Raw genomic sequence first — 14,489 nt, 5'->3', positions numbered from 1 at the left:
ACAAGGACATACGCATGAACCTACAGAACATTGGCGTTATCGGCGCCGGCACCATGGGCAATGGCATCGCGCAAGTCTGCGCCCTGGCCGGCTTCAACGTAACCTTGATCGACATTTCCGAGAGTGCTCTGCAAAAGGCAATCGCGACCGTCGATAAAAATCTCGATCGCCAGATCGCCAAAGACACGCTCACGCTTGAGCAAAAGCTCGCTGCCCTCGACAAGATTCGCACCAGCACCGATTACAGCAGCCTGCTGAACGCGCAACTGGTGATCGAAGCCGCCACCGAAAACCTCGATCTGAAACTGCGCGTGTTGCAACAGATCGCCGCGCAGGTCAGCGCCGAGTGCGTGATCGCCTCCAACACGTCATCGCTGTCCATTACCCAACTGGCGGCCAGCGTGAGCCGGCCTGAACGCTTCATCGGGCTGCACTTTTTCAACCCGGTGCCGGTGATGGGCCTGATCGAAGTGATTCGTGGCCTGCAAACCAGCGATGCCACCCACGCCCTGGCGCTGGACATGGCAAAAACCCTCGGCAAGACCGCGATCACCGCGGGCAACCGTCCGGGCTTCGTGGTCAACCGGATTCTGGTGCCGATGATCAACGAAGCGATCCTGGTGTTTCAGGAAGGCCTGGCCAGCGCCGAAGACATCGACGCCGGCATGCGCCTGGGTTGCAACCAGCCGATCGGGCCACTGGCTCTGGCGGATCTGATCGGTCTGGACACGGTGCTGGCCATTCTCGAAGCGTTTTACGACGGCTTCAATGACAGCAAATATCGCCCTGCACCGCTGCTCAAGGAAATGGTCGCCGCCGGTTACCTGGGGCGTAAAACGGGACGTGGCTTCCATGCCTATGCCTGAGCGTTGCTCACGGTTTGCCGAGTACCGGGGCAAGGTGCTGGAGCTGTTTGCCAGCAAGGGTTTCGGTCAGGTCGGCATGCGTGAGCTGGCGACAAGCCTGGGGCTCACTCCAGGCTCGTTGTATCACCATTACCCCAGCAAACAGCACTTGCTGCTCGACTTGATCGAGGAGTTCTACGAAGAGCTGTTGGCAACCTTGGGGCGCCTTGAACAACAGGCGCCGGCAAAACGCGACAGGCTCAACAGCCTGATCCGCGCCCACCTGAATCTGCACCAGGAAATGCCCTGGCATTTTCGACTGGCGGAGCGCGACAGTGGCTGCCTCAACGAGGAGCAGCAGGAACAGGTTCGCCACTTGCGTGAGCAATACGAACGCAAATTGCTGCTGATGCTCGGAGCCAAACCCCGCGTGAGCGAACCGGCGCAACGGGCCGCGGGTCGAGCCATTGCAGCCTTGCTCAATAGCGCGCCCAGTTGGCTGATGCAACATTCGCTGGATGAACAAGAGCGCGATAATTTGATGGAAAACATGGTGAGTGGCGCCATCGAGCGATTATTGGCGCCAAAGACGCGTAATTGGGCGACGACTGCCAACGCGGGCGACAGTACGAAGCCGCCAACTACGAAATAACAAACCTGAGCGGCGCTTCCTCGAACTGAGTCGTCAGCAGATTCCGTACGACAAAGCCCCGATTATTCGGGGCTTTGTCATTTCTGGGGATACCTGCTGGTTGAGCCGGCAGACGTCGGAACAGTCGAAGGCTGCGGTCTTTTGACCTTCCAGCGCCCTTTGTTTACTGGGTGACCACAATCTTCCCGATCATCTGCGGGTGCAGCGCACAAAAATACTCGAACTCTCCCGGCGTATTGAACACCCAGGAAAAACTGTCATTCGTATCCAGCGCCCCCGAGCGAAACACCTTGTGGGTTTCTGCCACCGTGTGCGGAATCTGGTCGTCATTCACCCACGTCACTTTGGTGCCCACGGCCACGGTCAAATCCTTGGGTGCAAACATGAACTCCTTGATATCGATCTTCACCTCCTGAGCCCACGCCGGCATCGACAGCATCAGGCACACCACCGCCAACAGTCGCGTTTTCATCTGACCGCCCTCCCCTAGACCAGTGTCGAATCAATCAGCGCCAGCGGATGATCGCCCTGTGTCGCTCGCACATCGGTGATCCCCAGGTAATTGCGCAATTGATCGGCGGCCACCGTCATCGGCCCCGGTGCCGGCGCCGCACCCGGTGCAGGTTGTGGGTAAGCCGTGCCACGGGCGGTGTGGAAGGTGATGTTGCCTTCGACCTTCTGGATGACTTGATGGATGTGGCCGTTCAATACCGTCACTGAACCGTACTTGCGCAGCATCGCAATCGCTTGATCACCATCCTCGGTGCCCCAGCCCCACGGCTGATAAATCGTCCACAGCGGAATGTGGGTAAACACGACGATGGGTGTACTGGTCGTCACCGCCCGCAAATCATCGGCCAGCCAGGCCAGTTGATCGGCGCCAAGGGTGGCTTCGTGACCGGCCTGGAAGTTGAAGACGTTTACCAGTGCGATGAAATGCACACCGTGGTCATCGAAGCTGTACCAGCCATTGCCTTTGGTGCCCTTGCCGTATCGCTCCAGGTAAAGCTTGCCGCCGCCCTCATCGAGGGTGTCGTGTTCACCCGGCACGTAATGCACGGTGGACGGCAGCCCCTTGAGCAACTGTGCCGCAGTGTCGAACTCCTCAGGCTTGGACAGGTGCGTGATGTCGCCGGTATGCAGAATCAGCGACGGTGGTTTTGGCAGCGCGATGACCTTGTCGATCGCCACCTGCAATGTCTTTGCCGGCTCCGGGTTGGCTTCCTTGTTGAAGCCGATGTGCGAGTCGCTGATCTGCACGAAGTGAAACGTGCTGGCCAGTGCCTTGGGGTCGGCGACGTTGCCTGCCTCATCCAGCGCAAAGGCCCGGGGAATGCCGCCGCTCAGGGCCCAGATAACCCCTGCCCCGGCCCACGCCGAGCACTTGAGCAGCGTTCGGCGGTCAGGGTTCAGCAAGTCGTCGGTGCGCAATGGGTGTTTTGATTGAATGTCCATCGGTATGTCCTCGCTGGCGGACTACAGTGATGTAGCTGACACGAGGTAAACCTTGCGGGATGAGTGTTTATTCCGTGCTGGAAAACAAATTCTTTTCAGGGAATAAAAGACCACGCACCACGGTTATAGGGGTGTGACAGTGCGGAAGCCACTATGAAGCGATTTGAGGACCTGATTGCGCCCCATCTGGACGCCGCTTACAACCTCGCGCGCTGGCTCACTGGCAACGACGCCGCCGCACGCGATGTCGTGCAGGAAAGTGCCCTGCGCGCCTTCAGGTTTTTGCAGCGTTTCGCCGATGGCAACGCCAAGGCCTGGTTTCTGACCATCGTGCGCAATGAAAGCTACACCTGGCTCAAAGCCTCGGCCGGGCGCCATTGGGTTGCTTTCAATGACGACATTGGCGATGACGAAGGGGCACTGAGCCACAGCCAGACCCCGGAATTGCTGGCTATTCACACGGAAAACGCAGCGCTGATCCAGCAAGCGCTGTGCGCCCTGCCGCCGGTGTTTCGTGAGGTGATTGTGCTGAAAGAACTCGAAGACATGCCTTACAAGGACATCGCTTTGGTGGTCGATATCCCCATCGGCACCGTCATGTCGAGACTGGCCCGGGGGCGCGCGATGCTCAAGCTCGAACTACTGAAGTTGCACGATCATGAATGAACTCGACTGCACGGTTTGCCAGACACGGCTGCATGGTTATCTGGATCACGAACTCGATCCTGCGACGGCTGCGGATGTAGCTGCGCATCTGGCCGCATGCCCCGAGTGCGCGCGGCTGCATGATGAAGTGAAACTGCTGAAGGTCAGTGTGAAGCGCCAGGCGCCGTATTACCCGGCGCCGGCATCGTTAGCGGCCAGCGTGTTTGCCACAGGTACTCCCGCGACTCGCGCCGTCGAGCGCTGGCAGAAATGGTTCGCACCGACGTTTTCCGCGGCGGCGCTGGCCTTGGCGGCAGTGCTTTATGTGATGACGCCGGGCAGCGAGCAACCTCTGATGGACGAGGCTGTCTCCAGCCATGTCCGCTCGTTGATGGGCGAGCATCTGAACGATGTGGTGTCCTCCGACCGCCACACCGTGAAGCCCTGGTTCACCGGCAAACTCGACTTCTCGCCGCCGGTATTCGATTACTCGGCGCAGGGATTTCCATTACTGGGTGGGCGGCTGGATTATCTACAACACCAGACCACGGCAGCGCTGAGTTATGGGAGGGCCAAGCACATCATCAATGTGTTTATCCTGCCCGTGCCGGAGGCAGACAAGCCGCGGCAGACCCAGACGATTCGTGGCTTTAACGTGGTGTCCTGGCAAGCCAACCACATGCGTTTCGTGCTGGTTTCCGATGTGGAAAAAAGTGAACTGGAGGCGTTCAGCCAGTTGCTCAGGGACGGTGCCTGAAGGGAGCACGGTTTCGCGTGCGCCGTCATTCTCCATGTCGAGAACAATCAAAAATGGGTGCTCGCCCAACCAAGGCCTAGCACTCCGTGCCTGGTAAAGAGCCGAAGCTGGGTGAGCGGTGAGAACTCTATCCAGAGTTGCGCCCAGTGTCCCGAACACAATTCTGAATAAACCTGAACAGCCCGCCGGTGAACGGCGGGCCAGGAATCTTCATGTTCGAAGAACTGCAAGTCCCAAGAGCCTGGTTTTGCCAGGGTGGTGTTACAGCCGGGCGAATCTAATCCGAAGTCAGCGGCTGCCTGGAGCGACTCGGCGCGATGGCCGACTTCTCCCCGGTGTCGCGATGCAACAAGGCAACGTTGTAGTCATAGCGGGATATCAACGGCACCGGCTCGTCATTGCGGGACATCTTGAGCCATTGTCTTGTGCGCTCGATGTCAAAGGATTCGTTCCTGCCCTTCATGCTTTTAATCAGGTTGGCCGAGACCCTGAAGCGTCCACATCCAGCCGAGCATGCAACTTCTGACCAGTCTTCAGCCACATGAACAGTGTTAGAGACAGCGTGACAAATTAAGCACTTCATGTTCGATCTCCGTATCCATGAATTACCAACTGTAGACGATCCACGAACAAAGAACTCAGCGCCCAAAAAAACCGGGGCAGTCCATCGCGCCACCCAGTGACAGCCTGGCCAGGTGACCTGTCAAAGGGGCGATAAGTGAAGAGCCCGGCCGCAATGGCCGGGCTCCGTTTTATCTTCTGTTTTCAAGCATCTTGTCGGCGAGCGCTTTGGCTCTTTGGATCAGCATGTTTTGCCTGTCTTCGTGGGTGGTTTCTCCTACCACCGGTGCCGTCAGATGGCTTTCGGCAATCAGCGCAGCACAGAAATATTGGTCCCAAACAGTGCTTTGCTCCGACGCCTGTCTAATCGTTTGGTCGGCGATCATATGCGGCTCCTTTTGATGAGGTAGCCTTTTCAGTTTACGCCCGAATCACCAACAACCTACGTTGTGCAGGACAGTCGGCACTGCCAATCGCTGGCGACAAATCGTTTCCTCGACTAGGATCTTTATCGCACAGGACTTCGCCCACTGTGTTGTCGGGCGACTCACAAGGGAGAGATAGATGACGCCTACTCGTATTACCGAGCAAACCTATCGTGGCTGGTCCAGCCCCATCTTGCTTGAACTCAAGGAGAGAGAACATCAACTGGATCCTTCGGCACGCCAGGCCCTGCGAAATGTCCTGGTCGAGAGAAGGCTTATAAACACTGGCAATCCTTCTGGCAGTGATCGGCGCAAGGCTGATCCGGCCGGGTAACAACAGGTTTTAGCAATAGCGCTTACCCACCTCATCACCGACGCTGCTGGCGCTTTGCCAGCAGCGTGCTTGTAAGTCATCCCCAAATGCCAGGCAAAAAAAAAGCCCAGGCAGCTGATGGACGCCTGGGCTTTAAAAATGCATAAACCGTGGTGGTGAACGCGGGGCAATATTACCCAATCAATTGATCTGTAACAAGATATTTTGACTCACCATCCAGTTACTAAATCTCGCAACCCATTAAATATCCACACTATTTTTGAGTCATCTACTGAAGAAACCGTTACAGACAATCCCGGACAGCCTTGCGCAGCGTTCCTGACTTGGCCCATGGCGGCCCTTGGTAAAGCGATACCCGGCTGCCATCCTTGGACTTCACGATATCCAGAATTTCGTCAGCTGTGATGACGCTCGGTGCAGTAATCCGATAGCCATTGGAAATCGCAGTTTGCGTCGTTCCAGCAATCTCCTGGCGCCACAATGGCAATACACACCCGGCATATTCCTTGGGCGCCTTATCGCTGTATTTGCTGACATTAGGCTCACCGGGCACCAGGGATGCGGGCAATGAACAGCCCGCCAACGCAGCCAACGCTACTCCCGCTATCAACATCCGCATGATGCTTCTCTATCCTGAAAAACGGGAAATGTAGCCTGTACTTGCGCAGACATCCAGCAAACGCTGGGGCTACGCCGCTATAAAGCAGCTTTTTATACAAAGGCTTCTTATACAGAGGCTTCGCCCTGCCCCGGATCGACCCCCGAGCCGGAATCGGTATACGAACTCGCATTCAGATACTTCATCCACCGCTCGTAGGCTTCATGCTGCCATTTCGTGACCCGTTCCCATTCCGGCCCACTGAGCTGATGAGCTGAAATCAACTTCATCATTTCCGTTGTGGCCGCATCCAGGTCCGCGATCAGTTCATGCGCATGGTGTCTGAAATCATCAGTCGCCGTCATTTGAGATACCTCGCCCCAGCGAATAGATCACTACCTCCATACGACAGCAGAGCTGTCCACTCCCGTTGACTTTCCCGACCAGCGGACCTCCCATCCCTACCCCTTCACGCACACCACCTGTCGCAACGTATGCAGCACTTCCACCAGATCACGCTGGGCGTGCATGACTTTGTCGATGTCCTTGTAGGCCATCGGGATCTCATCGATGACCGCCGCATCCTTGCGGCATTCCACATGGGCGGTCGCGCGGATCTGGTCGGCGACGGTGAAGGTGTTCTTGGCTTTGGTGCGGCTCATGGTGCGACCGGCGCCGTGGCTGCAGGAACAGAACGATTGCTCGTTGCCGAGGCCGCGAACGATGAAGCTTTTGGCCCCCATGGAACCGGGAATGATCCCCAGCTCGCCCTTCTTCGCCGACACCGCGCCTTTGCGGGTGACCAGGATGTCCTCGCCGAAATGCCGCTCTTTCTGCACGTAATTGTGGTGGCAGTTCACAGCCTCCAGCGCAACCTCGAAAGGTTTGCGGATCACCTGCCGCGCCGCGTGAATCACCGCTTGCATCATCAAGGCACGGTTCTGCCGGGCGAAGTCCTGAGCCCAGCCCACCGCTTCGACGTAGTCATCGAAGTGCCGGCTGCCCTCCTTGAAGTAGGCCAGGTCACGGTCCGGCAGGTTGGCGATGTGCTGGCGCATGTCCGCCTGGGCCAATTGAATGAACAGAGTACCGATGGCATTGCCCACGCCGCGAGAGCCGCTGTGCAGCATGAACCACACGCGATTGGCCTCGTCCAGGCAGACCTCGATGAAGTGGTTACCGGTGCCGAGGGTCCCCAGGTGCTGGCGGTTGTTGGTGCTGGCGAGTTTCGGGTACTTGTCGGTGATCGCCTTGAACCGAGGGTTCAGCGCCGCCCAGGCCTGATCGGCCTGCTGTGGAACGTGTTCCCAGGCGCCTTCGTCACGGCGGCCATGGCTCAATGTGCGGCCATGGGGCACGGCCTTTTCAATGGCAGTGCGCAGACCATGCAGGTTGTCCGGCAAGTCGGCAGCGGTCAGCGAGGTGCGCGCGGCGATCATGCCGCAGCCGATGTCCACGCCCACGGCCGCCGGAATGATCGCGCCCACGGTGGGGATCACGCTGCCGATGGTGGAACCTTTGCCCAGGTGCACGTCCGGCATCACCGCCAGGTGCTTGAAGATGAACGGCATCTTCGCGGTATTGATCAGTTGCTGCCGGGCTTCGCTTTCAACCGGCACGCCTTCGGTCCAGAGTTTGATCGGCTTGCCGTTGGCGACTTCCAGCAGTTGGTAGGCAGGTTGTTGCATGATTTCGACTCTCTTTGGATCAGACGAACATAACGCTCCATCGAGGTAAATGGGATTACTATTTCGTAGCGGGGAATTGCAGGAGGTCATCATGTGGCTTAACGAATATGAACAGCAACTACGGCGCGACCTGCAAGGTGTGGCGTCGGACCTGAGGTGGTCGGCGGTAGAGCTTTTGCGCATCGCAGAGCAGTTGCGCCTGGCCGGCAATGATGTGGACGCAGAGGCGACGCTCAGGCTGTGCTCCTTGTTCCAGGGCGATGAAGAGCGGCTGGCGGGCTATGCTGAAGAAGTGAAAGCAAAAACCATCACTCGAACGAAAGTTCACTAGAGAGCATTGCCATGAACAAGCCTCTATGCGCGCTGATCGCCGTGCTGGCGGCGACAGGTGGCTGTAACACGGAATCGCATATCTACCGGGACCAACCGCTGGTCGCCAAGGTCGAAGCCGGCATGACCAAGGATCAGGTCGAGCAGATTGGCGGCAAGCCGCTATCGATCACCGATCGCACGGTGGAGCCAGGCGCTTGCTTTGATTACAAGTTGACCCAGGCCGGCAATCAGCAGCCGTACAGCGTCAGTTTTGATGGCAGGGGCCAGGTCGACCATAAAGCCTTCATGACCTGCGCCGAGTGGAGTCGCGTCCAACAAAAAGCCAGAGCGTATTCCCCGTCCACGGGCGGGATGGGTGGTGGTTACTGAGCCCACGACTTTATAACGAGAAGCCCCGGCGTACCGGGGCTTCAGGCGCACTATTTGTCTGATTTGTGGCTACGCGATGATCTGCCCGACCGGGCTCTGTAGGCGGGAAGCGCAGCCGCATAGGCCAGTGCTTCTTCTCGGCTGCCAAAGGATCCAAGCCGGTCACCTTTGGTGCACACCCGCCACGGGCCACTGTTCACGCTGAGTACGTCATAGCCGTTCATATGCATTTTGGTCAGCATCGGAACGCTCATTAGTCACCTCCATTTCGGCAGTGATAGTCCAGGGTCCACTTAGCTACCTTACACCCGACCTTCACTGAAGTGCCGACCAGACGTCGCGTCAGGATTCCGGCATTCCATTGCACTTTCAACCGCCCTGTCGACTCTAACCCTTGAAGCAGACACGTCTGCGGATTGCGGTCTGAATATTGCATTTTTATGACTGTTTTATGACAACCGGCAGTCAGGTAATCCATGAAAGTACGCGCAACCGTCATTTGCGAGCAGGACCGGCACATTCTCCTGGTGCGCAAACCCAGGGGGCGCTGGACCCTGCCGGGTGGAAAAATCGAGCCTGGCGAAACCATCGCGGGCGCGGCCACAAGAGAGCTTTATGAAGAAACCGGGCTTGGGGTCGACAGCCTGCTGTACTTGATGGAGTTGGACACGACCAGCACCCGGCATCATGTCTACGAGGCATCGGTCATAAACGTGGCCGAGGCGCGGCCCCAGAATGAAATCTTCGACTGCATCTGGTACCCGCTGGACGCCGTCCAGAACCTGAACACAAGCGACGCCACACTCAGAATCGTCAGAGCATTTCAGCGTCGCTTGTAGCTCAACACAGCCGACGCCCTCCTGAAAGGTCAGCCCAGATCGCCGCCACCGACCGGCATGACCATGCCGGTGATATAGGAGGCTTCGTCGCTGGCCAGAAACAGGATAGCGCTGGCCTGTTCATCCAGTGTGCCGTAGCGCTTCATCAAACTGCTGTCGAGGGTCTGGTCGACGATCTGCTGATACCACAGCTTTTCCTGAGCGCTTTGTTCCGCGGTGTTGCGCGGGATCAGCCGCGGCGGCGCTTCGGTGCCACCGGGAGCGGTCGCGTTGACCCGTACCCCACGGCCGGCGGTTTCGAACGCCAGGCACGCGGTCAACGCATTGACCCCGCCCTTCGCCGCACCGTAAGGCACGCGATTGACGCTGCGGGTGGCGATGGATGAAACGTTGACGATGGCGCCGTTGCCTTGCTCAAGCATGAACGGCAGCGCGGCATGGCAACACCACAGCGTCGGGAACAATGAACGTCGGACTTCGGCCTCGATCTGCGACTCTTCATAGTGCTCGAAAGGCTTGGCCCAGATCGTGCCGCCGACATTGTTGACCAACACATCGAGGCGCCCGAAGCGCTCGACGGCGGTGCGCATCACCCGGCTGCATTCGCTGTATTGCTCAAGGTCGGCGGTCAGGGCGAGCACCTGGCTGTCCCGCCCCAGTTCTTTCTGCAACTCGAACACCAGATCGGAGCGGTCGACCAGAATCAACCGCGCACCTTCAGCGGCCATGCGTTCCGCCACACGCCGGCCGATGCCTTGGGCGGCACCGGTAATCAGCGCGATTTTCTCGTGGAATCTATTCATGTATCTCTCCCACAACAGCGCGGCTCAGGCCGCGCTGGCGGCAAATTTCTCGTAGTAGAAGTTCGCAGGCGCGATGCCTTGCTCGCGAATGAACTGGCTGACCGCTTCGACCATCGGCGGTGGGCCGCACAGGTAGACATCGACGTCGCCATCGTTCAAATGCCGTGGCTCGATGTGCTGGGTCACGTAGCCCTTGAGCGGGTGCCGACTGTCGGGGTTGGCCACGCAGGCGCTGAAGCTGAAGTTCGGGATTCGTGCGGCAAAGGCTTCCAGTCGATCGATTTCCACCAGGTCGAAATCGTTGGTCACGCCGTAGATCAAATGCAGCGGATGATCGCTGCCCTGCTCGGCGATTTTTTCCAGCATCGCGGTAAACGGCGCCAGACCGGTGCCACCGGCCAGCAGCAACAACGGCCGGCGGATATCGCGCAGATAGAAACTGCCCAACGGTCCGGCCAGGCTCATGCTGTCGCCGGCCTTGGCCATGCCGGTCAGGAAACTGCTCATCAAGCCGCCGGGCACGTTGCGAATCAGGAAACTGACTTCGCCGTCACGCTGCAACGAGCTGAACGAATACGCGCGGGTCTGCTCGCTGCCCGGAACCCCGAGGTTCACATACTGCCCCGGCAAAAACGCCAGTTTGCTCAGGGCTTCGCCCTTGATCGACAGTGCGATGGTGCTGTCGGACAGCTGACGCACGGCGCTGATGGTCGCGTCGTAACTGGCCTGACGAGTACGGCAGACATCCGATGAAACCGGCACCCGCACCACGCAATCGCTCTGCGCACGCATCTGGCAAGTCAGGACAAAACCCTGCTGCGCTTCTTCGGCGCTGAGGGCGTCTTCGATGTAGTCCTCGCCCAGGTCGTAGCGCCCGGCTTCGGCGAAACACTTGCAGGTGCCGCAAGCGCCGTCGCGGCAGTCCAGCGGAATATTGATGCCCTGGCGGTACGCGGCATCGGCCACGGTTTCGCCGGCGTTGGCGTCGATGAACCGGGTGACGCCGTCTTCGAAATTGAACGCAATGGAATGAGTCATGACGGCCGCCTCAGAGGTGGTAAACATCAATGACCTGGCGAACGTAGTCGTTCTTCAGGATCACTTTCTTGGCCAAGATCAGCGGGTTCTCACCGCGCACATCCAGGGTGTAGAAACTGCTGCCGAAATAGCTGTCGACGGTCTTGTAGCGAAAGCTCAGGGTGTGCCAGTTGAAACGCACCTTGCACAGGCCGTCGGCCTGTTCGATCAGCTCGATGTTGCTGAGGTTGTGCGAGGTGCGGGTGTCCGGCACGCTGGCACTGGAACGCTCGGTCTTGATGCGGAAGATGCGATCTTCCAGGCCCGTGCGGTTGCCGTACCAGATCAGCGAGATTTCCCGCTGCGGATCGATGGTCAGCTCGTCGTTGTCATCCCAGGACGGCATCCAGAAAGTGGCGTCCGGCGCGTACAACTCCAGCCAGTCGTCCCATTGCTTGTCGTCGAGGTAGCGCGCTTCGCGGTAGAGAAAATCGCGCACCGCGTCATAGGTCATGGTCATTGCACGGCCTCCACTGCAATCAGTTCGGACTGTTCGGCGGCCAGGGCCTTGAGCATGGTCTGCTGCCAATATTTGTGTTGCAGCACGAACAGGCCTTCGTCTTCGGTACGCACCCCGCTGAGCAGCGGGTGCAGGTCAATTTCCTTGGCCGCGTCATCGGCGCCTTCAATCCAGTGTTCGGCACCACGGGACATGTCATTCCAGGTGGTGACGCTGCCCTGGTAACCGGTCTGGCAGGAGCGAAACTCTTCCAGATCGTCTGGAGTGGCCATGCCGCTGACGTTGAAAAAGTCCTCGTACTGCCGAATGCGGCTCGAACGGGCGTGGTCGCTTTCACCTTTGGGGGCGATGCAGTAAATGGTGATTTCGGTGCGGTTGACCGAGATCGGCCGGGCGATGCGAATCTGCGAGCTGAACTGGTCCATCAGGTACACGTTCGGGTACAGGCACAGGTTGCGCGAGTTCTCGATCATCCAGTCGGCGCGAGCCTGGCCGAAGTCCCGGGCCAACTCGTCGCGACGCTCGTACAGCGGACGGTCCTCGGGGTTGGACCAACGGGTCCAGAGCAGCATGTGGCCCTTGTCGAAGGAATAGAAACCACCGCCCTGCTTGGCCCAAGTGCCGGCGCTCATGGTCGGATTGCAATCGCCGGCTTCGCGCTGTTTGCGCTGATTCTGGGTGGCGGCGTAGTTCCAGTGCACGGAGCTGACGTGATAGCCGTCGGCGCCGTTTTCGGCGGTGAGTTTCCAGTTGCCTTCGTAGATGTAACTGGAGGAACCACGCAGCACTTCCAGGCCATCGGCGGACTGGTCGACGATCATGTCGATGATCTTCGCCGACTCGCCCAGGTGCTCCACCAACGGCACCACGTCGGCCTTGAGACTGCCGAACAGGAAGCCGCGATAGGACTCGAAACGCGCGACTTTGGTCAGGTCGTGGGAGCCTTCGCAATTGAAGCTCGCCGGGTAGCCGGCCGCCGCCGGGTCCTTGACCTTGAGCAGCTTGCCGGAGTTGTTGAACGTCCAGCCGTGGAATGGGCAGGTGTACGAACTCTTGTTGCCGGTCTTGTGCCGGCAGAGCATCGCCCCGCGGTGGCTGCATGCGTTGATAAAGGCATTCAACACGCCATCCTTGTTGCGCGCGATGAAGATCGACTGGCGCCCCATGGTGGTGGTGTAGAAATCGTTGTTGTTGGGGATCTGGCTTTCGTGCGCCAGGTACAGCCAGTTGCCTTCGAAGATGTGTTGCATCTCGAGGTCGAACAGCCGCGGGTCAGTGAACATCTCGCGCTTGCAGCGATAGATACCCTGTTCAGGGTTTTCTTCAAGCAGGGAGTGAAGGTATTCGGGTCGCAGGGACATGGCCGCCGCCTCCATTGTTTTTATTCAGGCAGGGCCATGCTAGGACGTGGGGATGGGGCGGACTATCCGCCGGGTGCAGACCTGTATCCGTTTTGTGCAAGGGGCGGTCGGTGGTTGATGGTTGCCAATGTGGCGAGGGAGCTTGCTCCCGCTGGGCTGCGAAGCGGCCCCCGGCATTCTGTCAGGCACACCGCGTCGGCAGGATTTACGACTGCTGCGCAGCCGAACGGGGGCAAGCCCCCTCGCCACAGGTTATTCGTCAAACGTCTTGGCAATCAGTGACGGCGCTTGAGGGTGTCGGAAGGCAATTCGCCGAACTGTTTGCGGTAGCTGTCGGAGAACCGGCCCAGGTGCAGGAAGCCGTAATCCATGGCCACTTCCGTGACGTTGCGCACGTTGCAGGTCGGGTCGCTCAGGTTGGCGTGAATACGCTCGAGCTTCTTCTGCCGGATGTAGTTTTTCGGCGTGTCCCCCGCATTGCGTTCGAACAGCCCATACAGCGAACGCAGGCTCATCCGCGCCTGGCGCGCCAGTTCTTCGCTGTCGATGTCTTGCTTGAGGTTGCAGGCGATGTAATCGACCAGCGCCTCGAACGTGGCCGAAGCTGAGCCGGGATCGGTGCGCATGACGTTGGTTTTCATCAGGCCGAGCATCTTGCTGACCACGATTTGCGCATAGTGCTCCTGCACGCGAGGAATCGGCTCGGAAGCCTCAGCTTCCTGGCAAATCATCGCCAGCAGACCGACGAAACCTTCCAGTTGATTGAGCTGATAACGGTTTTCCAGAAACCGCACGCCCTGCCCCGGATACCGCCAGCGCTGCTCCTCGCACACCGACTCCAGCAGCCGGGTGGGGACTTTCAGGATGAATTTTTCGCAATCACTGGAATAGGTCAGATCCACCGGATCGTCCGGGTTGATCAGCAGCAACTCCCCGGGCGCGAAGTAATGTTCCTGACCGTGGCCACGCCACAGGCAATTGCCGCGCAACAGCACTTGCAAGTGATAGATGCTGTCCAGCGCGCCAGAGGTAACCCGCACGCTGGCGCCATAACTGATGCGGCACAGGTCGAGGCTGGCGAACGTGCGATGATCGAGGCTGGCCAGCGGTCGGCCGGCCCTGGGCATCTGCAGGCAATGGTTGCCGACATGCTGATTGACGTAGCCCGACACTGCATACGGGTCGGCATGGTCGAAGATTCTGCTGCGATGACTCAACAATTGCGCTTGCATCATCGGTTCACTCTCATTGTTGTTATCGGTGGCGCCGCCATTCTAGTGTCCTGCC

Annotated in this window: 21 protein-coding genes; 8 read left to right on the top strand and 13 right to left on the bottom strand. The window is 58.8% G+C overall.

The annotated features are described in order from the left end of the window. Window positions 1-14: 14 nt before the first annotated feature. Entirely contained in the window at window positions 15-866 is an 852-nt protein-coding gene (locus PGR6_RS10730) for a 3-hydroxybutyryl-CoA dehydrogenase (protein ID WP_064617059.1), read from the top strand. Further along, window positions 853-1,497: a TetR/AcrR family transcriptional regulator gene (locus PGR6_RS10725; protein ID WP_064617058.1), complete on the top strand. Its 645-nt coding sequence runs from the start codon at window positions 853-855 to the stop codon at window positions 1,495-1,497. Before PGR6_RS10730 ends, PGR6_RS10725 begins: the two co-directional genes overlap by 14 nt. 163 nt (window positions 1,498-1,660) lie before the next feature. On the opposite strand, the gene PGR6_RS10720 is transcribed toward PGR6_RS10725, so the two are convergent. Next, complete coding sequence (locus PGR6_RS10720; RefSeq protein ID WP_007941931.1) at window positions 1,661-1,969, bottom strand: cupredoxin domain-containing protein; 309 nt, start codon at window positions 1,967-1,969, stop codon at window positions 1,661-1,663. 14 nt (window positions 1,970-1,983) lie between these two features. After that, window positions 1,984-2,952 (bottom strand): metallophosphoesterase family protein, encoded by a 969-nt coding sequence (locus PGR6_RS10715; RefSeq protein ID WP_064617057.1) that lies wholly within the window; start codon window positions 2,950-2,952, stop codon window positions 1,984-1,986. A 153-nt stretch (window positions 2,953-3,105) separates the two neighbouring features. On the opposite strand from PGR6_RS10715, the gene PGR6_RS10710 reads away from it, so the two are divergent. Beyond that, window positions 3,106-3,618 carry a sigma-70 family RNA polymerase sigma factor gene (locus tag PGR6_RS10710; protein ID WP_064617056.1) on the top strand — a complete coding sequence of 171 codons (513 nt, stop codon included), beginning with the start codon at window positions 3,106-3,108 and terminating at the stop codon, window positions 3,616-3,618. Continuing rightward, the gene (locus tag PGR6_RS10705; RefSeq protein WP_064617055.1) at window positions 3,611-4,354 is read left to right on the top strand and encodes an anti-sigma factor family protein; all 744 of its coding nucleotides are present in this window, start codon (window positions 3,611-3,613) and stop codon (window positions 4,352-4,354) included. Before PGR6_RS10710 ends, PGR6_RS10705 begins: the two co-directional genes overlap by 8 nt. A 277-nt stretch (window positions 4,355-4,631) precedes the next feature. On the opposite strand, the gene PGR6_RS30155 is transcribed toward PGR6_RS10705, so the two are convergent. Both PGR6_RS30155 and PGR6_RS10695 read right to left on the bottom strand, forming a co-directional pair. Further along, window positions 4,632-4,817 (bottom strand): hypothetical protein, encoded by a 186-nt coding sequence (locus tag PGR6_RS30155; protein ID WP_169342478.1) that lies wholly within the window; start codon window positions 4,815-4,817, stop codon window positions 4,632-4,634. Between the two features lie 289 nt (window positions 4,818-5,106). Beyond that, on the bottom strand, window positions 5,107-5,301 hold the full coding sequence (locus PGR6_RS10695; protein WP_018927982.1) for a hypothetical protein: 195 nt from the start codon (window positions 5,299-5,301) through the stop codon (window positions 5,107-5,109). A gap of 178 nt (window positions 5,302-5,479) precedes the next feature. On the opposite strand from PGR6_RS10695, the gene PGR6_RS30380 reads away from it, so the two are divergent. After that, entirely contained in the window at window positions 5,480-5,674 is a 195-nt protein-coding gene (locus tag PGR6_RS30380) for a hypothetical protein (protein WP_081625797.1), read from the top strand. 283 nt (window positions 5,675-5,957) lie between these two features. On the opposite strand, the gene PGR6_RS10690 is transcribed toward PGR6_RS30380, so the two are convergent. The 3 genes from PGR6_RS10690 to PGR6_RS10680 form a co-directional block, all read right to left on the bottom strand. Further along, window positions 5,958-6,293: a hypothetical protein gene (locus PGR6_RS10690; protein ID WP_064617054.1), complete on the bottom strand. Its 336-nt coding sequence runs from the start codon at window positions 6,291-6,293 to the stop codon at window positions 5,958-5,960. A gap of 107 nt (window positions 6,294-6,400) precedes the next feature. Beyond that, complete coding sequence (locus tag PGR6_RS10685; RefSeq protein ID WP_018927984.1) at window positions 6,401-6,637, bottom strand: hypothetical protein; 237 nt, start codon at window positions 6,635-6,637, stop codon at window positions 6,401-6,403. Window positions 6,638-6,733: 96 nt separating this feature from the next. After that, a complete protein-coding gene (locus PGR6_RS10680) occupies window positions 6,734-7,960 on the bottom strand; it encodes an RtcB family protein (protein ID WP_018927985.1) in 1,227 nt (408 codons plus the stop codon). A 91-nt stretch (window positions 7,961-8,051) separates the two neighbouring features. Between PGR6_RS10680 and PGR6_RS10675 the strand changes: the two genes are divergently transcribed. Together PGR6_RS10675 and osmE are read left to right on the top strand one after the other, a co-directional pair. Beyond that, entirely contained in the window at window positions 8,052-8,291 is a 240-nt protein-coding gene (locus PGR6_RS10675) for a hypothetical protein (RefSeq protein ID WP_018927986.1), read from the top strand. A gap of 11 nt (window positions 8,292-8,302) precedes the next feature. Continuing rightward, window positions 8,303-8,662 carry an osmotically-inducible lipoprotein OsmE gene (osmE, locus tag PGR6_RS10670; RefSeq protein WP_018927987.1) on the top strand — a complete coding sequence of 120 codons (360 nt, stop codon included), beginning with the start codon at window positions 8,303-8,305 and terminating at the stop codon, window positions 8,660-8,662. A 50-nt stretch (window positions 8,663-8,712) separates the two neighbouring features. Here osmE and PGR6_RS30375 read toward each other — a convergent pair whose 3' ends face one another. Further along, entirely contained in the window at window positions 8,713-8,916 is a 204-nt protein-coding gene (locus tag PGR6_RS30375) for a hypothetical protein (RefSeq protein ID WP_007941550.1), read from the bottom strand. Between the two features lie 222 nt (window positions 8,917-9,138). Here PGR6_RS30375 and PGR6_RS10665 point away from each other — a divergent pair, with 222 nt between their 5' ends. Continuing rightward, window positions 9,139-9,501 (top strand): NUDIX hydrolase, encoded by a 363-nt coding sequence (locus PGR6_RS10665; RefSeq protein ID WP_018927988.1) that lies wholly within the window; start codon window positions 9,139-9,141, stop codon window positions 9,499-9,501. A 29-nt stretch (window positions 9,502-9,530) separates the two neighbouring features. On the opposite strand, the gene PGR6_RS10660 is transcribed toward PGR6_RS10665, so the two are convergent. The 5 genes from PGR6_RS10660 to PGR6_RS10640 all read right to left on the bottom strand — a co-directional run bounded on the left by PGR6_RS10660 (window position 9,531) and on the right by PGR6_RS10640 (window position 14,437). Continuing rightward, the gene (locus PGR6_RS10660) at window positions 9,531-10,304 is read right to left on the bottom strand and encodes a 1,6-dihydroxycyclohexa-2,4-diene-1-carboxylate dehydrogenase (protein ID WP_064617053.1); all 774 of its coding nucleotides are present in this window, start codon (window positions 10,302-10,304) and stop codon (window positions 9,531-9,533) included. Window positions 10,305-10,328: 24 nt separating this feature from the next. Further along, the gene (benC, locus tag PGR6_RS10655; protein ID WP_064617052.1) at window positions 10,329-11,342 is read right to left on the bottom strand and encodes a benzoate 1,2-dioxygenase electron transfer component BenC; all 1,014 of its coding nucleotides are present in this window, start codon (window positions 11,340-11,342) and stop codon (window positions 10,329-10,331) included. Between the two features lie 10 nt (window positions 11,343-11,352). After that, window positions 11,353-11,841 (bottom strand): benzoate 1,2-dioxygenase small subunit, encoded by a 489-nt coding sequence (benB, locus tag PGR6_RS10650; protein ID WP_018927991.1) that lies wholly within the window; start codon window positions 11,839-11,841, stop codon window positions 11,353-11,355. Continuing rightward, the gene (gene benA / locus PGR6_RS10645; RefSeq protein ID WP_064617051.1) at window positions 11,838-13,202 is read right to left on the bottom strand and encodes a benzoate 1,2-dioxygenase large subunit; all 1,365 of its coding nucleotides are present in this window, start codon (window positions 13,200-13,202) and stop codon (window positions 11,838-11,840) included. The genes benB and benA overlap by 4 nt, the downstream gene beginning before the upstream one ends. 275 nt (window positions 13,203-13,477) lie before the next feature. Further along, complete coding sequence (locus PGR6_RS10640; protein WP_064617050.1) at window positions 13,478-14,437, bottom strand: AraC family transcriptional regulator; 960 nt, start codon at window positions 14,435-14,437, stop codon at window positions 13,478-13,480. Between the last annotated feature and the right edge of the window lie 52 nt (window positions 14,438-14,489).

This window comes from Pseudomonas sp. GR 6-02 (assembly GCF_001655615.1).
Classification (GTDB): domain Bacteria; phylum Pseudomonadota; class Gammaproteobacteria; order Pseudomonadales; family Pseudomonadaceae; genus Aquipseudomonas.
The sequence above is the reverse complement of the archived record's forward strand: the minus strand, read 5'-3'. Positions and strand labels throughout refer to the sequence as shown.